General features: G+C 65.3%; 4 protein-coding genes. 1 reads left to right on the top strand and 3 read right to left on the bottom strand.

All coding sequences use genetic code 11. The annotated features are described in order from the left end of the window. Positions 1-302: 302 nt before the first annotated feature. Together ACIHA7_RS13935 and ACIHA7_RS13930 are read right to left on the bottom strand one after the other, a co-directional pair. The gene (locus ACIHA7_RS13935) at positions 303-2,423 is read right to left on the bottom strand and encodes a hypothetical protein (RefSeq protein WP_397289213.1); all 2,121 of its coding nucleotides are present in this window, start codon (positions 2,421-2,423) and stop codon (positions 303-305) included. Positions 2,424-2,431: 8 nt separating this feature from the next. After that, the gene (locus ACIHA7_RS13930) at positions 2,432-19,528 is read right to left on the bottom strand and encodes a C2 family cysteine protease (protein ID WP_397289211.1); all 17,097 of its coding nucleotides are present in this window, start codon (positions 19,526-19,528) and stop codon (positions 2,432-2,434) included. Between the two features lie 1,017 nt (positions 19,529-20,545). Between ACIHA7_RS13930 and ACIHA7_RS13925 the strand changes: the two genes are divergently transcribed. Then, positions 20,546-21,361, top strand: a complete 816-nt coding sequence (locus ACIHA7_RS13925) for a hypothetical protein (RefSeq protein WP_397289207.1) — start codon at positions 20,546-20,548, stop codon at positions 21,359-21,361. A 42-nt stretch (positions 21,362-21,403) separates the two neighbouring features. Here the strand turns inward: ACIHA7_RS13925 and ACIHA7_RS13920 are convergent, their stop codons facing one another. Continuing rightward, entirely contained in the window at positions 21,404-22,606 is a 1,203-nt protein-coding gene (locus tag ACIHA7_RS13920; RefSeq protein WP_397289205.1) for a hypothetical protein, read from the bottom strand. Positions 22,607-22,623 lie beyond the last annotated feature (17 nt).

Here is a 22,623-nt window from a genome sequence, read left to right as displayed (position 1 = left end):
CCCCGCGTATTCTTTATGTGCGACGAACACTAAATTAAGACCAGGTAATCCGCAACAGCTGATACGTCAACGCGGCCAACGCTTTCCAACTGTCCGACCACGTAATCACGCACGGCGTCACGGAGCCTGTCCGCATCCCGGTCCGCTTGCCGCAACAACCGCTGCCTCCCCTGCGGGCCTGGCTCGCCGGCGTGAGCCTGCGGCCACCTCCTCACCTGACCGGCGAGTGTCGTTGCAGTATCAAGCCGTACACCTTCTGGCTAATCACACCCCGACTCGCTGCACTGACACGCGAGCGTTTGTCAGAAGAAGTGCGTCTTTCGCTCCGGTCTGTCGGAACCCGCAGGGTCCCAGACGGTTTCGGAGTTCGGTAGCTGCTCCCACACGGCCGGGTCGGGTGCTGGTGGCGCGGCGTACGGTTCGATCGTCGGCTGGTGGTAGGAGTCGAGTTTGGGGCGGGTCTTGGCGCGCAGATCGGTGCCCTTGGGTTGATAGTGATCCGTTCCTGGACCGCCGGTGCCGTATTCCTTGCCGAGCTGCTCGCTGCGGAGCAGAGCCCGCTGCCACCAACTGTGCTCCGCGCCGATCGGGCGCACCGTCGGCTTGGCTTCGGCATCGGCGCTGCGGTTGATCACATCCGGGTGGACGCGCACCATGCGCAGGTCGTCGGCGCGGCGCTGGGCGAGATCGGCTCTCCGTTGAAATTCATCTGCGCGGGTTTGGAATTCGTCGGCTCGGCGCTGGTGCGCGTCGGCGCGCAGGCGCGCGGCGGCTTGCTCGAACTCGGCGCTCGCGTGTTCGACACGGGCGCGGGCGACCCGTAGTTCAGCCCGCTCGACCTGTCGAGGATCGGGAGAGTCGCTCGCGCGCAACGCTTCCAGGCGAGTCTCGCTGTTGCGCAACTGCTGCTGCGCCCGTTCGGTGTTCGTTCGTGCTTGCTCGGCGACGTTGGCTTCCGTTGCCGCCCTCGTCTGTTGCATAGTGGCGCGCCGCTGGACAGTGTCGGCACCTGCCTGCGCCCGATCCGCGGTCTGTTGAGCCGTATCGGACCGGTGCTGCATGTCCTGGGCACGGTCGGACATGCGGGCACCCCATTGTGGCTGCCGGTCCGCCGACCCATCCGGTGCCCCGAGCGCGCGGGCCCGCAACGGGTTGTCGGCGGATTCAGAAGGCTGAGCACGCAATTGGGGCTGCGCCGCACGCACCTGCCGTTGGTGTTCGCGCAGGTTGGCCGCGTCCTGCCGATCGAGCTCACGCAGCCTGCGCTGATGCTGCGGCGTCGACTCGATCGACCGGTCGACCGCAGGCCGCGCGACCGGTCGCGGGATGGGCTGGCCGGTCACCGCCCCACCGACCGCCGCAGCCCGGCTCGCTGGAACGTACACGTTCCCTTCGGAGTCCAGCTGGAAATGCCGGAGGAAACCGGTGCGCGCCGCACTGCCCGGCACGCGGTTCAGATGGAACAGTCCGCGCGCACCACCCGCCACCGCACCACGAAACGCACCACCCGACGAACCGAGACCGAACCCACTCGCGGTGAAGGCCCCCTGCCAATTACCGCTGTTCAACGCCGAAGCCATCGAACTGCCGACCGTGCCGACCGCACCGGCGAAGGCCCCGATCGCGGCACCCCGACCCACATCCGCCGCGCGACCGAGCTTGTTGGTAATCCTGCCGATCGAAGCATCGAAGCCGATGCCGCCCCAGTGCCCGGCCGCCCGGCCGAACAGGCCGCTGGCATAAGACGATCCGAAGGAGAGCAGTGCCTCGTTACCGTTGAACTGACGCCGAGTACCCGCAGCGATTTGACCACCCTGGATAGCGGCGTCCACCAGCACCGCTTGGCCACCCGAAACCGCACCTTTGACCGCATAGGTTGCCAAATTCTTGACCACCAACTTCGTCCAAGCCTGCTGCCCGACAGCGCCGAAAGCCCGCAGTATCACCTGCTCGATCCGCGTGATCACCAAATCCTCGACCCGCCGCAACCCCGATCGGGTTCCGGCGATAGCCGCGGCCTCCACCGCGGGCGCGGTGGGCGGAAACATCCACGCCCACAGGATCTCCACCGCCAACATGGCGTAGGAGACGATCATCATCAACTTTGCCGCCTGCACCGTTGTACCGAAATCGAAAGCGGCATTGCCGAGTTCGTCGTAGTTGGCGGCCAGCTTCACCAGCGAGGAGTCGCCGTCGAGCAGGTCGGCGAACAACGCCGAGATGGTCTCGGCTCCCGCACCGTCCGTGTACGCGCCGCTAGCCTTCCGCCGTACCTGTGTCAGCGGGTCAACCTGTGCAGCAATCGACTTCGATGCCTCACTCCAAGCGCGACCGATAGCGAACAGCAGGTCCTCGTTGCCTGCGGGCAGGTCGACGCCGACGAGCCAGCCGAGCCACTTCAGATCCTGCGGGATCTCGATCATCGCCGGGGTCAGCGACCGAACGCGGATGGATCGAAGAAGTCGACGGCGGAACGGTGGTCGACGGGAGGAGCTTGGGCCGCACTATCTTCCGCGAAGTCGTGGCCGCTCAACGCCGCCTGGTTCACGCCTGCGCCGGACGGCGCCGCAGGGCGCCACTTCCCGACCAGGTCGTCGAGGAACCGAAATCGCTGAGGCGCCTGGGTGCGGAGGCGGTCGCGATCGAGGAAGTACATCATGGCTGCTTCGGCCAGGTCCTCGGAGGCATTGGTACCGCCATACGCGGTAATGGGCGGCTCACCCGCGAAGTTGATGCGACTGTCCGCGGTCCAGGCGCCGACGGCCTCGTTGAAGTACGGCAACTTCGCCTCGAGCTCCTTGGTGATGCGAATGGCCGCCTGGCCGGACAGTTCGTTGCCCTTTTTTCGGAAAATCTCCGGGTATTCGGCCTGGAGGTGAACCATGGCCGCCGCGTGTTTGGGGGCTACGGCGGCGAAACCCGCGACCTTCAGCAGATGGGCTTTGATGGAAGCCTGGAAGTCATCCTTCGCCGACTTCGCCTCTTCAAGGGGCGGTTCCGCACCATCCGCGAGCACGGGATTGCCCTGAGCATCCCAGCTGCCGAACTTGCCGGTGTACTCCGGCAGGGCGTATTCGAGCAGTCCGTGCGAGAGCTCATGGGCGGCGGTGGCCTCGACCTCGCGGGCGCCGCCGCCGAAAATTTTGCCGACCAATGCCATCGGGTAGATCGTGCAGGTCCGGTACGCGGCGATGTACTCGCCGGTGGCCGACAGGAGCGGCTTGGTTCCTGCGATGGCCCGGGAAACCGCGCCGACCGAAGTCACCTCCTGGTCGAAGGCCGCGCGGCTCGAGGTGGCTCTGGCGGCGCCCATGATCGGGGCGTAGTGCTCGAGGGCGGCGAGCAGACCCTCGATCTCGGCGGGGTTCCATGGTCGTGGCTTGACCTTGCCGAGCGTCGCGGTGGAGGCTTTGGGATGTGTGGCGATGACCGCGCCCGCACCGGCGAGCGAGTCGATGTTCACCCCGTATTCGGTGGCGAATCTATCCATGATTCCGAGCATCTCCGGAACCACTGCTTCCGGATTCTGGTCCTTGGGCACATGGATCTTTTCATGCGCGAGGCCGATCGTGCGGACAGAAGCGGAACCACCGACGAGAGTTCGGTCCCACCGTGATACATCGGATTGCGTCGCGGGTAATGCCTGTGCTTGTCCGGCGAACTCCGGTTCGACGGTGCGAACGGGCTCGGCATGAGCCAACGCCAAGGGCGCCGCCGTGTTCGCCGTCTCGACATCGGTGTTCGGGCCGTAGATCACCCGGGTGCCAGGACCGGCCGAGCCGATCATGTCGAATTGATTCAGGCGGTGCAAGGGCACGGAGATCTCCGGGCCGCCATGCGGATCACGCAGAACCACCGCCGTCGGAGCGCCCAGCCGTCCGCTCGGCTCATCGGCACGATCTACCCGGATTACGGAGTATGAGTGGTCGGGGGCCAAACTGACACCGCTCGGCAGCAACGCTCCGGCATTCCGACTTCCTCTCAGGCCCACGGTGTCACGGCGCTGAAGCAGGTAGTCGATCCGCTCCGCTATCCACGCGGCCTCGGTTGTATCCGTCAACTCGACGCCGCTTTCCCATTCCGCAAGCAGCGTATGCAGTAGGTCCGTCGATGCCGCCCACTGATCGTTCAGAAACTTTGCGAAGGCATCGAACTCATCGGTGCCGCCTGCGAATGTCCAACGCGACAACACAGCCTCGAGCGCCGCTGCCACATGTTCGTCGTCGACCACCGCAACGAGTCCATCGAGATCCATCGTCAGCAGGTCTGAAGGTCGCAGGCCCGCCGCCTCCACCAACAGAGACACATCCCACGCCGTGGTCTCGAGTTCCATCAGCAATATTTCGGCCGACGCCGCCCTGCTCACTCGACTCGCGATCATGCGGGCGAGGCCGGAATTCTGATCGACCATGCTGGTCAGCGTGTCCTGGTCGGCCCCGAACGAAAATATAGGCAATGCTGTTTCGGCACTACGTGTCAGCTGCGAACGACCTCCCGAACCCGGCATCACAGGGGGGCGCAAATGCCCGGCTGCCGTCCCGCTCATCCCACCGTCGAGGCCGACGTATCCCCGCTGCGCGCCATAGAAGACCGCCCACGCCTTCTCGATCACCGCGGGCCACAATGGCCGCGCCCCGTCGTGCGTCGCGTAAATCATTTCCCCGGTGGGGGATTGATAGAAGGTGTCATCTACCTTGATCCAGACCCAACTGTTGTTTGCCGGATCATAGAACCGAACACTGAACGTGCGCGGCTGTGTTGTTACGTCCTCCCGAATCATGTCCCGGATCAGGGCCGGGTTACGATCGGCCAATCCGATCAGATTCGACAGCAGGTAGCAGTCTCCGATCCTGCCTTGCTGGACATCGTCCGGTCGCGGACCGCCCTCCAGATACAGCGGACCAGTCGCTGTACCGGTCCTGATAAGCCATCCACCGGGTGCGCTCACAGGCAGCCACCCACCATCCTCGCGAAGCAGATCGATCCATTGCGGCTGCTGTGAATTCACCTGAAAGGCAACAGCAGTGCCGCGCCATCTTACGACCGCTCCAGCACTGTCGATACAAACCATCCCCGAAGCCCTGGGGCGCCAACCCTGCTGTGCCGGAACATATTCGAACGACTCGTCCATCACGGCAACGGGAATTCTCGCAGTAGATCCGTCGGCTTTGCGGATCTCACGAATTGGCACGCCGTTGACGGTGCTCGTTGCCAATTCGGGGAGCGTGGAGTTCAAGGCGACGGCTATCAACCTTCCGTCCGCGTCGTTCACGATCAGGTGGTCGTCGCCTAGTCTGAGTCGAGCCGCCGGCATCTGTACCGGCATCCCCAGGGGAGGCGTGTCCGCCGAGCCCGCAGGCGTCGTGTCCGTAGAAGCCACCGGAACGGCAACCGCCGCCGCGTCGAATTCCACTGCCGGTCCGGTGGACTCGCTTACGAACAGTGACATCAGGTCATCACTGAGATCGAGAAAATCCTCGGTGCTCACGCGCGCCTCATTAAGCGTGCTCGGTACCGAAAGATCCGGCTCGGCATGCAACTGCGCGCTGCCCTCATCCGCTGCGTGTTGTGGGAGGGCCTGCCCACCGGGCACATTCATCCCAGCGCGTGTCGAACGCCCTGACCAACTGGACAACTCGGACGGCAGGTGCGGAAAGTCCACGGTATCCACGACCGCACCACCGCTGCGGTCCACCGCCACCCAATAGTGCGCAGCACCGTCGCCACGATTCAGCATGAACGTATTCAACTGCTGCCCGGACGGCCCGAAATGCAGATGCGTCACACCACCATTCGAGTCGAACACATCCAAATTCAACTCCAACGCAGCCGCCGCCGACCGCAATAGGTAATCAGCGGCGTCACTGTTCCACGTCCCTTCCTCCAGCAACTCCGTCAACTGCGTCACGAACGCGCTCCGACGCTGCTCGGCCGCGGGCTCCGAAGCCATGAACCCGCCCATGTACGCATCCGGGCGAGCCAGCATCATCCGCACGACTCCGTCTCGGAAATCCCTATGCGCGTTCTGATCAGCTCCATCGATACCGGCCGCCCGCGCCAGCGCCTCCCACAAGCAATTCCCCACCCCGGGCTGCGACTCCCACACACCATCCGCGCCCGGCGCACGAATACCGGCGATCTCCGCACGCACCTGCGCACCTGCGACAAGATCCGTTGCCGCGGAGATCGACTCATCAACTCCCCCACCCCGCAGTCGCACATCGGCAGCGACATCGAGTTCTGGCGCAGCGGTCTGCGAAGGGCTACCGGAGACAACGGCTTCCTCGGCCCGAGGCCGTTGCCGCAGCCGCGGGGCCAACCCGCGCACGCTCCCGACCACGCGCTCCGTCGCGGGACTGCCATTCGCCGACGCGACGGTCCGGTTCTGGTGTTCAGTGGAGTGTCCCTGGCCCCCTGCCCGGTACGGCAGCGCGGTAGCTTCATGATTGTCGGCCGGGGCGCTACGCGGCGGCAGAACTTCAGCGGTGAGGGTGGTCAAGCTACCGGTGGAGTTCACCGCTACACCGGTGATCCGGTAACGGGTACCGCGGGGCAGCAACAGTTCCTGTTGATCACCGCCGAATGCGACGCCGTCCCTGCCGATGTACAGGCCATTGGCGCCCGGCCGGACGGTCAGTTTCAGAAGGTACCCCTTGGCCACGGAGTGAATAGTTTCCGCGCCCACGGAGGTCGACAGGTAGCCGGGTTCGGTCTGGACGGTATCGATAAGCTCCGTTGGATCGCGGTCTGCCCATGGGAGACCCTGCGGATCGACCATGAACTCGATGTCGCCGACGATGCGTACTACCTGGATGGGCTCAGGCAGTCGCAGTGACTGCCCGGTGGCCCGATCGAGCAGAGTGATCTGGGTCAGCACACTGTTCGCTACCAGTCGGTTCGTAGTGCCGAAGTAGTGCAGCAGATCGTAGAAAGTCTCCTCTTGCTCCAGGAGCTCCGCCAAACGCGCAGCTCCCGACGTGCTGTTCACGATCTCGTCGATATAATTCAAGCGCTCGCTGCGGTCAGCCGAAGCACGCTCCGCCGCCGAGAGTTCCTGCGCGAGTTCATCCAAAGACGGAACTGAATCGTCTTCGCCCTTCAAGACTTCCACGATGCGGGCGGCTCGCTTCCGCTGCTCGACATAGTCCTCGATTTCGTCCGCGAGCTTGTCGGCTACACCGGCGATACTCCGAACGATCGAATTAGCCACGGCACTTTGCTCGTAAGCATGCACGGCACGCCGAAGGCCCATCCCGGTGGCGCCCCGGAAATCCCTCATCCGAGTGAGATAGCGGCTGGCATACGCGGCACCGTCGTCGTTGTTCCTGAACCGGCGAACACCATCCGCACCGACGTGTCCGACATCCGAAAGCGCCAGCACTGCACCGTCATTGCCGACCGCCACGTGATAGTGCCCGGCACCCTCACCGTTTGCCCGCAACAACGTATACACCGGCAATCCGGGACCATGGCGCAGCCCGTTCGTAACACCACCCGGATAAGCAACGTTCACATTCAAGCCGAGCTCACGCACCATGAAGGGCAATAACAATTCTGCCGCCGGATCCATGAACTCGCGGTCACTCAACAAATTCGCCGACTGACGAGCGAACTCCTGCTTCCGCAAATCTTCCGGTTCCCCCACCATGAATTCTCGGAAGGACGCGTCCCAGTCCTTGTCCGCCCGCGCGTTCAAGCCCGCCACCACCTCGGCGCGCAGATCATCGTGCGCGTCAGCGCCTTTCATGCCCAGCACCGCGGCCAGCGCGTGGAACAAACAGTTGCCGTCACCCGGCATCGACTTCCACACCCCACCGTCAGGTGCGGAGACACCCTCGACCACCGGATCGAGCGTTCCGGTAACCGCCGCCTCGTCCGCGCGATCGTTGATGGGTGCCGCATCGACCTGCTCGGACCTGGACTGCGACAGGTCGTTCACCGGAGTGGGCACCCGGGACTCGGCGACACTCGGGTTGCTAGCAGGGACGGCTGCATTCCGGCCGAGGTCCCGCAGGAATTCGCTGGTCCGCCCGCTGCGCCTACGCCACCATCCGGCAGGCAGGGTGGCCGTCGGGTTCGTCGCCGGACGACGGCGCCGCAGCGTCTGGCTCAGTCGGCCGGCGAGATCACCGACCACGTCACGGGTCCGCCGCCGTCCAGTGCCGGTCTGCTGCCCTGCTACCGCCTCGACCGGCACGTCGGCCGCGTGGCCCGACGCGGCCACCGAGGGCAGATCCGTCGCGCCCTGCTGCCGCGCCGGTCCGGACCGACCTGCGCGAGCCCGCACAGTGGATTGACTGGCCCCTCCCGCCCGGTACGGTTGCGCATTCACCTCCTGGTTGTCGAGGGTGGCACCGTGCGGCGGCAAGACTTCGGCCGCGAGAATCGTTCCGCCGTTCGCGGCGATCCTGACGTCGGTGATCCGGTAGCGGGTACCGCGAGGCAGCAGGAGTTCCTGTTGATCACCGCCGGGCGCGACGCTGTACTTGCCGATGTACATGCCGTTCGCGCCGGGCCGGACGGTCAGTTCCAGGCGGTAACCACCGGGCGGGGAGACGATCGTTGTCGCGCCGACCGAGGTCGACAGGTAGCCGGGTTCGATCTGGACGGTACCGATGAGCTCCCTTGGGTCGCCGTTTCCCAGCCGCCGACCTTGCGGCCCGACCATGAAATTGATGTCGCCGACGATGCGGACCACCTGAACGGGCTCGTGCAGCCGCAAGGACTGTCCGGTGGCCTGATCGAGCAGGTTGACCTGTGCCAGCACCGTTTCCGATATCAACTCTTCAGTCGGGCCGAAGTAGTCCAACAGCGAGTAGAACAGCTCGTCTTGCTGTCCGAGCTCCACCAGACGCGCCTCTCGCGACGCATCGCTCAGAATCTTCTCGACCAGCTTCAGCTGCTCACTGTTCTCAGCTGTGGCGCCGGCCGCTACCAGCCGTGCCCTGTCCTCCTCGAGTTCAGCCACAGTCGGAAGGTCATAGTGGTCCTCGCCTTTCAAAACTTCCACGATGTGGGCGGCTTGTCTCAGTTGGTCGACATACGCACCGATCTCGACCTCGTGCGCATCGGCAATGACACTGTTGCGCACAATGAGATTGGTCCAGGTCTCCCGCTCGTAGGCATGCACTGCCTGCCGAAGCGTGAACCATCCGGCACCCTGGAAATCCTTCATCCCGGCCAGGTAGCGGCTGGCGTACGCGGCACCGTCCGCGTTGGTGTCGAACCGGCGAACGCCGTCGGCGTCGACGTGTCCGATGTCCGGAAGGCCAAGCGCCGCACTGTTATCGTCGACCGCGACATGATAGTGCCCGGCACCGTCACCGGTCGCGCGCAGCAACGTGTGCACCGGCAACCCGGGCCCATGGCGCAGCGGCCGCAGAACGCCGCCCGGATAGGCGATATCCACATTCAACCCGAGCTCGCGCACGACGAACGGCATGAACAGCTCGGCCGCCGGATCCATGAACTCGCTGTCCGTTAGCAGATTCGCCAACTGCCGCTCGAACTCTTTGTGCCGCAGTGCCTCCGGCTCCCCCGGCATGAATTCGCCGAAGAACTCGGCCCACTCGTCAGCCGCCCGCGTGTTCAACCCTTCCACCACGGCCGCGCGCAAATCATCGTGCGCGTCAGCGCCTTTCATGCCCAGCACGGCGGCCAGCGCGTGGAACAAGCAGTTACCGTCACCCGGCATCGCCTTCCACAACCCGCCCTCGGGTGCGGGGACCCCCTCGACCGTGGTACTCAGCGCACCCGCGACCACCGCCGCATCCGCGCCACCGCGGAAGACGGCGCCGTCCCCCCACCCAGACCGGGCTTGCTGTCCAGCCACCGAATGAACCGACACGGTCGGGCGCCCCAGTTCTGCCACCGGCGGCAGGTCCGGGGCACCATGCTGCCTCGATGGTCCGGACCGTCCGAAGAGATCCCGCGCCGTCGGCTGCGCGCCCACCGCCGCCGGCGCGACGACCTGCGTCGAGCCGAACGCGGACAACGTGCCGGAGCCGACCGATCCGATGGTGCTGAACTGATTGAGTTCGTTGAGCGGTATCAGATGTTCGACGCCGCCATTATGCGGATTGACAACCAGCACCGCAGTAGGACTTTCGCGCCGGCCACCGGCACGCACGACGCCGCTTACGGTGTAGGCGTGTTTCGGCACTAACCTGGTTGTCGGCTGATAGGCGCTGGTGACCTCCGTTTTGGTACCGAGCATCACTGTGTCGCCGTGTACGATCAGCCGCTCGATCCGCTCGGCTAGCCACACCGCGAGTACGGGTGGCTTTGCTTTACCTCCCGACACGGCTGTGTCGGGCAGCTTGGCGTCCGATTTCCAGAAGTCCAATTGCTGCTGGAGCCCGTCACTCAAAGCCATCCAGCGCCTACTGAGATACACCAGGAATGTGGCGGGGTCGCTCGCGTTGTCCGTGTGCTCCCAAAGCTTAACGACCTCGAGCGCCGCATCGACCACTCCGGCACCTCCCAACCGCGCGGTCAAATCCGTACGATCCATTGCCGCCAGGTCCGTTGGTGCGGGCCGCGACGGATCACTCAGGACCTTACGCACGCGATCGATAGCGGCGGACACTTTCCTTGCCAAGAAATCCTTGAATTCATCTTTACCGTAGCGGGATTCGAAAGTGCCTCGGCTTGGTCCGAGAAATTGACTCTCCCAACTCAGCACCATTCGGGCGAATCCCTGACTGCCGACCAGATTGGCTGCAGTGTCCCGATCCAGGTGGAATGGGTGATCGAATAAATTCACATCCACCGCGCGCCCCGGCTGCAACCGACCAGCACTGCCCGGCGTCACCGGCGGGCGTAGTGTCTCGCCCGCCTGCCCTTTCCACCCACCCTCACCGATCCCCGGATAGCCCTGGGAACTGGTACGGAAGGCCACCCACGCCTTCTCGATCACGGCAGGCCACAGCGGCTGTGACGGGTCGTGCACCGCGTACAGCATCCGCCCCGTGGCGTCGGCGTAGAAGGTGTCGTCCACCTGTACCCAGACCCAGTTGTTCGCCGCGGGATCAAAAAAGCGCACATCGAACAAACGGCCCTCATGGCTCTTCGACGGCTGGATCATGTCCATCAGCAGATTCGGCTGCGAGGCCGCCAAACCGATCAGGTTCGCCATCAAATAGCAATCGCCGAGTTTGCCTTGCCGAACATCGCCCATCATCGGCACACCGGAGCTGCCGTACAGGGGCCCGCTGGCCCTGAGTGCTCGAACTTCAAGATGACCGGGGTCGACCTGGAACCAGCCGGATGCTCCTGGAGCACCCACGACGCCCACTCCTGCACCGCCCACGACGTACAGCTGCATCCGCCCGTCGCGGGACATGTCGGCCATGACATGGAACTGGGGACCAGTCCGACGTATCGCGGTACCCGTCTTGCCCACGACAAACACTCCGGTTCCCGCTGGGCGCAACACCACTGACCCGTCGGCCTGCTTCTCCTCCCGGAAGGCCGCCTCGAGCAAAACTTTCTCGATCTCGGTCTGCGCGCCGTCCGGCAGTTGGACGGTGATCACGTTGTTCGGCACCCGGTCGTGTTCGGATACCCGCTGCGGCCGCACCAACAGCGAATCCGAGGAGCCGACATACCTGAGGACGTGCTTGTCGTCGCTCACGAGCAACCCGGCGGCCAAGCCGGGGACTCTTCCCAAGGTGAACGGCATCGTCGGTTTCCCGCCGTCCGGCGGGGTGGACTCCGAACCGTTCGGCACACGAACCGCCGCCAACTCGAACGCCGCCCGCTCCGCCGCGGGCACGACCGCATCGGGGAATAGCGCCGGCAACTCCTCACCGGTCATCTCATCGAAGATATCCGGGGCTTCGGGCTGCGAATACCCCGACTGCGCAAAGGTTGCCGAATCCGTCGACTGCACTGAGTCCACCGAGTCCACCGACTGCACCGAGTACACCGAGCCCACCGAGTAGCGACGCCCGAAGTTGAACCGTGCGATCGGATCCGGAGTGTCCCAAGTCAGCGATTCGTCGTTGTCCGATATCGGTAGCGATCCGACCGGCTGCACGCGCGGTCCAGGAAGCCCTCTCGAAGGATTGTCGTCGGCGTCGAGGAATTCGGCGAACTGGACATATACGCTCCCCCACTGCTCATCCGTCGGCGGACCGGCCGGGGTCATCACGGATTCCTCGGCCACCTCAGCAGAGTCGGTCGCCGGAATCGGCGCGGCGGTCCTACTCCGGAAAAAGTCGGCGAATTCTGCGGGGATCACCGGTTCCTCCGCCGCGGAGGCGAACACTTGCCAGGGAATGCCGGCATCGCGCAACTGCTCCTGCAGGGCTTGGCTCGGGTGCTCCGGGAGGATCACGTGATCGATATCGGCTACCCGGACCCCGCCGTGCACCTGCGCCTCCACATACCGCCACTTGGCGAAATCAGGATGTGCCAAGTTGCGTCCGAGTCCGACGTGCTGACGCGGCAGCTGGGGCGCCTTGGGTTCCGGATAGATACCGAAGGACTCTCGCAGCGGGTTATCGAGGGGCGACGGATACGTATGCCGCTGATCGGCGATCGAATCCCCGACACATGCCGTAGTGCGCGCACGCACCGCCGTCTTCAATATGACCTGGACGTCACCATAATTCGAGAGGTAGTCGGTCGCTTTGAACTGGGCAGGCCGCTCCGTGTCCATTCGCACATACCCATAAATGGCGCGTTTTTCGACCGGATGGCTGTTCTGATCGTGCCCGTACCAGCAGTCCTCGAGCATGGCTCGACTGTTCACGCCCTCGCCGGTTTCACCGACTTCGAACGCCGTTTTGAACCGTCCGTCCCGCAGGACGTCCGCCAGGGTCTCTTCGCTGACTCGAACTGCGATATCCTTGCCCGCGAACGCGGCGGCGAGCTCGGATTTCATCCGGGCGTGCAGTTCGTCCAGCGTGATGCCCAGTTTTTCGGCCAGATCCTGCTCGTGCCAGTCGATGCTTCCGAGCTGCTCTGCCCTGGCGACTGCGACCTGCTGCTGCCCCTCGGGCAGCTCCGCGAAGTATGCTGCCAGCTGAGCCTTTAGTTCCTGCTGCTGCCCCCTGAGCTCGGTGCGGGCAGCCGTATTGCGCAGGGGTATCTGTTTGATCGCCGCCGCGATCGTCGCAATCCGTTTGCCCAATTCCCGACTGGGCGGGTCGCTCAACCTCACCTCAGGCAGGCTGAATTGCGCACTGTCGCTTGCCTCGGTCTGCCGCGAGCCCCGGGGTAGGCCGAACAGTTCCGCGACTTGCGGCCGGGCACCGGCCTCGTCGGACGACGTGGCGACCGAGCCGAACGCGGCGAGCGCACCAGCGCCTGCCGAGCTGATCATGACGAACTGATTCAGCTCGGCCAGCGGTACGCGAATGCTCTCGCCGCCGTTGTACGGGTCGGCGAGCACGACCGCGGTGGGGCTCGTCTGCGCCGCGCCTGCTCGCTGCACGCCGATCACGGCATAGGAATGCTGTGGCTGCAATGCGGTGTTGTCGTAGTCGGCGGTGAAACGCCGTTTGGTGTTGAGGGCGACCGTGTCGCCGTGGTCGATCAGCCGATCGATTCGCTCGGCGAGCCACACCGCGATCGTGGTGTCGGTCAACCTGGTGTCGGACTCCCACGCGTCCAGCTGCCGCTGGAGGGCGTCACCCGAGTCCTCCCATTGCTTGCCCAAGTAGGTCAGGAATGCGGCTCGATCGTCCGCCCCTGTCCAGTTTGCAAGCACCTCACGCACAGCGTCGGCCGAGTGGTCACCGAACAGCGCGGCCAGCTCGGCGCGATCCATTGTTGCCAAGTCCGACGGGGTCAGCCGCTGTTGGTCCGCGACCGCACCCACACGGGCAGTCTCGACGCGCAATTCTTCGTTGAGGAAGCTTCTGAATTCTCGACGTGCCCACGCGACGGAGCCCTTGCCCGCTCCGGTCGCGAAGAACCTGTGCTCCCAATCGAGCACCATTCGCACGAATCCTGGCTTGCCCACCGCACGGGCCAGCGTGTCCCGATCCAGCTCGAACGGGTGCGCGAACATGGACTCGTCCACGGTGCGGGTCGGCTGCGATCGGCCGCCGCCGCCCGGCATCTCCGGGGGGCGCACCAGCGCGCCCGTACGACCTGAACTGCCGAGGTCGATCCCCCGGTAGCCCTCGTGGCCCCCGCGGAACACCGCGAACGCCTTCTCGATCACCGCTGGCCACAATGGCTGCGCTGGATCGTTCACTGCGTATTTCATCGCCCCGGCGGCGTCGGTGTAGAAACTGTCGTCGACCGTGACCGGTGCCCAACTCTGCTTCTCCGGATCGAAGAAGCGCACGGTGAACAGGCGTTTGCCGTCGACCTCCGACGTAGTGATCATGTCCTTGATCAGGCCGGGATTCCGGGCCGCCAGGCCGATCAGATTCGACAGCAGATAGCAGGTCGCCGCGCCGCCTTGCCGGACGTCCGTCGGCGCGGGCATCTCGTCGACACCGCCGTACAGCGGCCCGGTCGCACGGCGGACCTTGGTGGCGAGTCGGCCAGGATCGATCGACAACCAACCGGCCGGACCCGCGTAGATGTTCATCCTCGCCGGATTCATCGGATCCGGCCTGACCATTACGGGCGCGGTGGCGGTGCCGGCGGGCACCAGGTTCCGTGCGTTACCCGCCGTGTCGGTGACGAACAGCCCGGTTCCATTCGGGCGCACCAACACTGAACCGTCGGGCTGCGTCTCCTGCTGGAAAGCCAACGCGCCCATGTCATTCGAGAACACGACTGCGCTGTTGTCCGGCAACTCGACTCGGACTCCACCGTGCTCGTCACTCGGCAACACCCGCAACGACGCCGTGGCATCGAGCGGCACGAGGTGGCCGTTGACATCACTGACCAGCACACTCGCGTTCGGGTACGGCCCCATCGCCACGGGCATCGCCGGTGCGACGTCGACCGGCGGTGAATCCGCAGACCTGTCGGGCGCATGTCCGGCCGACTCGACCGCATCGTCGAAAAGCGCGGTGAGCTCCGCGCCGGTCAGCGAGTCCAGCGCGTCGGTGTTCGACTGCTCGCGGAACAGATGGGTCAGCTCGTCGCCGGTCACTTCGTCGTTGACCGGGCGCACGCTCTCATTCGCCGCATCGGTGCTCGCTGGTGGCGGCATCTCATTTGTCGGGACAAAGGCCCCGCTCGGCGTGCTCTGTTCCAAGCCCGCGAGCGAGGTGTCAAGACCCGCAACGTTGTGATTCGTCAGATGAGCGGCATTGCGCACCTGCAGCGTCGAAGCCAGTTCCAGCAGTTCGGCTTTCGCGGCTCGATACTCCGCCTGCGCGGCGTCCCGGGCGGATCGCGCCGCGTCGAGGTCGTCGCGCGCCGCGTCGAGTGTGCTGCGATCGCCACGATGCCCCTCCGCAAGCGCGTGCGCCGCCTCCGCGTCCTGGTACTTGGCTTGGGCAGACTCGTGGACCTCTACCGCGTTGGTGAAGCGAATCACGGTCACGGCATGCTCGGTCGACTGCGCGAAGAGCCCGTCATCGGCGGCCAGGTAGTACTTGACGCTACCTTCCTGCCCAGTGCGGGCAGCCCGGTTCTCCGCCTGAATGTCGATGTCGCGCAGGTGCGATTTGCCAGAGATACGCACTTCCAGACCGCCGGCCTCGCTCACCGCCTTACTCACCGGAATGTCGACACCGCGGCCGCCCTGCCGATTGATCACCAACACCTTGCCGAGCTGGCCGGCCTCGTCCAAGATCTTCTGCAGTCGCGCTTCCGCATGAACGCCGTTGTCGAGGAACCACTGTGCGTCGATCAGCGTATGCTCGACCTTCGCCGACGTGAGCAGCGCCGACACCTGCTCCGCTTCGCTGTTACGGTTGGTGATCACCAGCTGCGGACGCGCGTCAGGACCGTGCGTGCGCGCAATGTCATCGGCGATCATCCGATGTTTGGCCGCCTGGTCGAGCGCCACGGCGGCATCGAGGGTCACCAGTTTGGATTCCTGGAAACGCGGGACCTTCACCACATCGGGCATGCCGAACTGCGACGTCAGTTCACCGGCGACCCCCTTGGCGGTGCCCGACGCACCGGTCACCGCGTCATAATTGGTGCTCGAGAACATCTCCTTGGCGCTGATACTGCTCGAGGTCGCCGAATCGGCACGGATCGCCAAACCGTGCTTGGCCTCGACCGCCTGTGCCAGTCCGCCGTTCCAGCGGCTCTCGGTCGAGGTCCTCGGATCGAACATGACCTTGTGGGTGGTCTGATCGATGATGTAGACCTTCCCGTTGGTCCGGTCGATGATGTAGTTGTCCTTCTCGACGAACTCCCAGCGCGCCGTGGCCGCCGCATTGATCCGCTGCAGTTCGGTTTCCAGCGAATCCGCGGGTCGGCCTTCTGCTCGCAACAGCTTGGTGACCTCGGCAACGCCCGCTTCGGTGAGTTTGGCAGGGCCGCCCACCTGATTGTCCTTGCGGCCGAAGAGGTCCGGCGTCAGCGCACCGGAATCCACGTGGCGATCCAGGAACTCTTTGGCCCGCACAACGCTCTCGGCGATGTCGCGCGAAGCCGGCAGAGCGGCACCGTCGGAAAGGATCCAGGTGGTGTCGGCGTGCACCAGTGCTTCATCGATCTCGTCGAGCACGGCCATCCGGCCCGGCGCCACTTTGCCGCGCAGGTGCCCGAATCCGGCGTCGTTCAAGGTGCCGATGTAGATCGTCGGTTTCCCGTCTTCGGCAGGCCGATACCCGGCACCATCCGGATCCATCCGGCCGACATGGAAGCCATACGGCCCCAGGACCCGCTCGTATAGGGTGAATGCCTCGTTGGCCAGGACGTCGCGAGTGGTGAACACTTGCAGTGATTCACCGGCGGCGGCGTGCAGGATCGCGTCGGCGAGAAACGCCAGCGTCTTGCCCTCACCGGCGTCCATGTTGATCGGGCCGTGCCGCATGGCCATGGCCGCCATCGTCTGCGTCCAGCGCAGGGTCTTGCCAGGGATCAGTCTGCCGTGATCGTCCAGCCCCTCGGTTCCGCGCCGGATCACCTCCATCGTGGCGGTGACGGCCCGGTGGTATTCCGCGATCTCCTTCGGGTCGGTAGACGAATGGAACTTGCTGCCGGCCAATGCTTCTCGTAGATCATCGAGGGTGTGCCCGCGCCAGTCCTGCGGGCGATAGTCGGCGACGAGCTGTTTGCCCTCCTCCTCGAAGTTGCGGGGAGGACGGCCCTCGAAGTCCATCACCTCGCCGGATTCGCGCCGCCCGCCGAACAGGTCCGGATCTGTGTCGCGGAAAGGGAACGGTTCGTCGCCGTCGGCCGGCGTCTTCCGCACCGGCGGATCGGCGAGCTCTACCTTCGCGTCACGGGGGACCCGGATCTCGGTCAGTCGCGGATCGGACAGGATGTCTTCGACAGACCGGTCCAGCGGTTCATCGCTGTCGGCCCGTCGCCAGCCGCCGTTCTCCGTGGCGTCTCCCGCACCGTCGGGACGCCGCCAAATGTAGTGTGCCGCTGCGCTATCGCCGAGAACGACAACTTTGATCTCGGAGACATCCGCCGAGCCGTACTCCACCTTGGTCAGGACCCGTGGGTCGTCGCCGAGTCCGTCGACCTTGCCCCATTGCAGCCCGTCGGACAGTGGCGGCCGGGTGACTTCGGGCTCGTCCTTCGACCGTTTCGACTCGCTGTCCGAATCGCGGGGCGCCTTGCCGCTGCTGTCGTCGCCTTCGGCGGCGGGCTTGGTTTTGGGTGGAGTCTTTTCGGGAGCCGGTTTCCAACTGTTCTGCTCCTCCGTCGTGTACTTGCGCCCACGCTGATCGAAGTGGTCGAGGCCCTTGTAGAGGTCGCCGAGGGCGGCCTTGATCCGGGCTGGCTCCGGACGGTAGGCACCCGCCCAGTCGCCGACCGCGGTCATTCGCCCGTCCACGAAGTGAGCCTTGAACGCGACGTAAACACCGGCATTGTGAAATGCCTCGTGCGGCAGCTCGCTGATGTACCAGCGACCCTGGTGGTCGCCGACCACCGTTCGCATCACCGGGGCGTGGTTGTCGGCCCATCGGTTGAGCAGCGGGCCGCGCCGCGGCAACTCGATGACGGTTGGGCCGTCCTCACCGACCACATTCTTGCCGGGCTTGCCCTGCGCCTGCTTCGACTTGGACGAGTCGTCGGAGTCGGTCTTCGACTTGCTCGATGTCGACTTCGACGAGTCATCCGACTCGGTCGTCGGCTTCGTTTTCGCGGACGAGCCGTCGGCATCGTCACCCTTCGGCTTGTTGCCCGGAGCTGGGTCTCGGGTCCACTTACCGTCTTCGGAGACGACGAAGCGGTGTTCGGCCCGCTCCTTCTCGGTGAGCCGGTACAGGCCGCGCGACCCCCACTTGTCGACACCGCGGTCGTCGGGCTTCGCGGTGTCGCCACCGTCCTTGCCAGCGGATGGCGGCTTCTTCTGCCCGAATTCCGAGCGCAGCTTCAAGTCGTTGATGCCGGGCTCGGGGTGGCGGAAGGGCTCACGGCCCTCGTGTGGCGACTTGTTGCTCTTGAACCACTCTCCCAACAAAGCGGCCGTCTGCTGGAAGCCGAGGACCTGCCGGAGGAACGACTTGCCACCCGGCCACGCGGGCCCGAGCAAAAGGGGATCGATGTCGCGCCAGCGCGGTTCGAATACCGCGGCCTTCATATCGGCGAGCAGACCGCTCGGCTTGTCGGACTTCGACCCGCCGGTGGCCGCGGCATCATCACCGGGCTTGCGCGGGGTAGTAGACGCACCATCATCACCGCCGCCACCGGCCTTACGCGCGGAAGCGGACGGACTGGCATCGCCATCGCCACCAGCCGAGCGCGTCGAGGCGGACGAACTGGCATCGCCATCGCCACCAGCCGAGCGCGTCGAGGCGGACGAACTGGCATCGCCATCGCCATCGCCACCGGCCTTGCGCGGCGCGGCGGACGAACCCTCGTCGCCCGCACCGCCAGACTTGCGTGAAGTAGTAGGCGCGCCATCATCACCGCCACCACCGGCCTTGCGTGAAGTCGCTGCCCCACCATCAGCGCCGTCACCACCGGCCTTACGTGCGGCGGTGGACGCACCGCCGTCGGCACCGGCCTTGCGCGAACCACTCGGCGCACCGTCATCGCCGTTACCACCGGCCTTACGCGCCGCGGTGGACGCACTGCCCTCGGCACCGGCCTTGCGCGAACCACTCGGCGCACCGTCATCGCCGTCACTACCGGCTCTGCGGGAAGTACTGGACGAACTTTGGTCACCATCCCGACGACCTGCCGCTTTGCCGCCCGGGGCGGTTGTGTCGGACGTGTTTCGTGTCGATTTCTCGACCGGCGGTTTCTGGTCCACGGATGTCGGAACCTTGTCGCCGGACGACGGTGTCCTGTTGTCGGCTGACGGCGGTTTGTCAGTGCTTGCCTGATCAGCAACCGATTTCGACCGGGCGGCACTCGGCTGCGGATCCGACGAACCCGCCGTCCTCTGCTGCCCCGCCGATTGAACCTGTTCGGACGCCGCCGAGCGGTTGCCGGATTGTGCAGCGGCGGTGTCGAACTGCTTCGCCTGCACGCCCGGGACGCGATCGCTGCCGGACAGCGCGCTCGAGCGCGGCGGAGTCGAACCACCGGTAGTCGTCGACGACTGTCCGGCCTGCGAGGCACCGGCCGCTGTCGGCCTGGCACCCGGCTGCTCCGCCTTGGGCGGTGGCGCGGAGCCCACCGCATCCGACTTGGTCGCCGCGGGCTGCCCGGCCGCGCTCTGTCCACCGGCCTGCGAAGCGCCGGACTGTCCGCCCCCTTGCGAAACGCCGGGCTGCCCGCCGCCCTGCGAAACACCCGGCTGCGCACCAACATGCGAAGCGCCCGGCTGCCCGCCACCGACCTGCGAAACGCCCAGCTGCCCGCCACCGACCTGCGAAGCGCCCGGCTGCCCGCCACCGACCTGCGAAACGCCGGGCTGCGCACCGCCTCCCTGCACGGCCCCGACCGCAGGACCCTGCGACTGCGGGCTCTGGTCCCCTTGCTGCCGGTGATCCTGCCCCGTCGACTCCGCGCGATCGGTCGAAACCTGCGCTGCGCCATCGTTTTTCGGCGTCGATACGGAGCCACCGTCGTCCGCCGCACCCGCCCGATTCCCAGAAGTCCCAGCATCAGAGGACGATTCGTCGCTACTGACCGACCGTCCGTCCTCCGACGACCTACTCGAGGCGCCGTCGTCGCCCCGCGATCCACCCGACTGCTCCTCACTCGCCGCGGCACGCCCGGATCCTTCGTTGCCTGCCGACCGGCTCCCGGAAGAACCAGCAGCCGAGGAAGATTCGCCTCCCCTACCCGAACCGCCCTCGGCCGAGGGCGGCGTCGTCCCCGGAGCGCCGGCCTGCCCGTCACCGTCCGGCCGCACACCCGGCGGGGTTTCCGACACCGGCGGTGCGACGGGCGGGCCATCTCCCGTCACAGGCGGGTGCACCGATGGCGGAGTCTTTCCCAGATTTCCCGTCTCCGGCACATCGATCTTCGGTGCGGTGCTGCTACCGCGGAGCCCACGTCCGCCACCTGCGAACGCACCTGCGGCACCCGCGCCGAGCATGTGCGGATCGAATTCGAAGGGGCCGCCGTTGATCATCTGATTGGCGAGACCACCACCGACCATACCGCCGACACCACCGGCGCCACCTTGCACGATGCCGGTGCCGAACCGCTGATACCACTTGTCGAACTCCGATTTGGTGAGCTTGCCGCCCAGACCTTTGAAGAGGTCGCCGCCGATCTTGCCGAACAGCGAACCGAACGCACCACCGAGCGCACCGCCGAGTGCATACTCACCCAACGACTTACCATCGAAACTGTCCTTGTGCCCTGCCGCCATCTGACCGAGCTGAAGCAGAATATTGATGATCACCTGCTGGCCCATGGCATTGAGCGCGGCGACCACCATCTGCATCATCATGACCTTGAGCCATTGGAAGACGAGCTGGTACCAGGCGGTCAGCGCCGCCTGTACCGCGGGCGCGGTGATCGGGGAGGCCAAAGCGAGAATGATCTCAACCGCCAGCTGTACCAAGCCGACGACGATCATGATCTTGTTTTCTTGAATCGCGCAACCGACCTTGTCGCACGCTTTGGAGAGCTCCATCATCGATTTCGCGATCGACTGCATCGATGCGTCTTCCGACTCATCGGTGAGGTGCTTCAGCGTCTGCACCATCGACGAATTGAGTTCATCCGCCGAGGGATACGCCTTCAGCACATCTTTGATCGCGTCTTCGATGTCGCCGACCAACGCCGACAATTCGCCGCTGGCCTCCGACCACGCATCGGCGACAGCGAACATGCCGTTCTCGCTGCTGTCCGCGGGCCATTTGCTGCCGGCGGCGACACTCAGCCAGTGCAGTCCCTCGGGTAGCTGGATGTCGGATTGGGCGATCGCGGGCGGAATCGACATCCGCTACCGATCACCCGTACGCCAGCCGGAGCGCTGCCACGGATCACTCGGGTCCGGAGTCTCGCTCTGTTCGTCGACCTGCGGCGATGACTTGCGCCGCTCGCGCCGCTTCTCTTTGCCGTCGCCCGAGGCGCCACCTTGGCTGCCGGGCGGCATTCCGCCGGGCATCCCGGGCGGAATCCCGGTGCCGGGCATGCCGGCCCGGGTCTGCGGGCCACCCTGTCCGTTCTTGCCCGCCAGTTTCTCGCCGTCGAACGCAGACGTGGACCTCAGCATCGGATTACTCAGCGGACCGCCGAGACCGCCGCCCTTACCGGCGCCTTGACCACCCGACTTGTCCACTGGCGCACCGGTTACCGGATCGATGGCGGGCTTGTACGCATTCGGCCCGAGCACGCCCGGCAAGCCCCCACCGAGACCCGATTCCAGCCCGAAGTTCTTCGTGTTCGGCGAGATGCCGCCCAGCAGGTCCTTGGGATTGCCTGGCCCCGGACCGGGACCCGGGATGTACGGCGAGTTGGGGCCGGTCGTACCCGACGAAGACAAGTTCGCGACCGGCGGACCGGTCACATCACCGATATTCGGCCCACCGGCGTTCGAGCCACCGGGGCCTGGACCCGTTCCCAACGCGCCCGGTCCGGGAGCGCCACCACTCTTGATCTCCGGACCACCCGATCCTTGATTCCCGCCGGGCGGAGGCGGTGGTGGCGGCCCCGTCGGACCGTTCTTTCCGTCGTTCTGATTGTCCTTCTCGTCTTTGTTGCGGTTCGGATCAGAGCTGAGCGGCCCCTTGTACGGTCCTGGATCGCCCGATGCGTCCTCATCGATGTAGTTCTTCAGAATCCACTCGGCGAAGAGGTCGTCACCATTGCCGAAGACCTTGCCCGCTTCTTCGATCGTGCGGCCGTAGTTCACCAGCAACTGCCCGTAGACGGGTATCGCGCCCTTCGCATCGGAACCGGTACTGGCATTACCGACCACCGCGTCCTTGGACTTCAGGTAACCCTGCTCACCTTCGGCGAACTGCTTGCCTACCTTGTCGGTGCCCCATGGCTGTCCGAGGCTCTGCAGGTTGTGTGTGAGCTTGGTGAGGATCTCGAAGAGACCGTTCGGCAGACTCGGCAGCTCCGCCAGCTTCCTGCCCTTGTCGATCAGGGCTTCGGGGTCGACACGAACCGTGCGGCCGTTGTTCGGCTGCGGTGCCATCACGATTCCTAACTCAT

Source organism: Nocardia sp. NPDC052316 (assembly GCF_044547795.1).
Classification (GTDB): domain Bacteria; phylum Actinomycetota; class Actinomycetes; order Mycobacteriales; family Mycobacteriaceae; genus Nocardia.
Note: the sequence above shows the minus strand (reverse complement) of the source record. Positions and strands in the feature narration are given on the sequence as shown.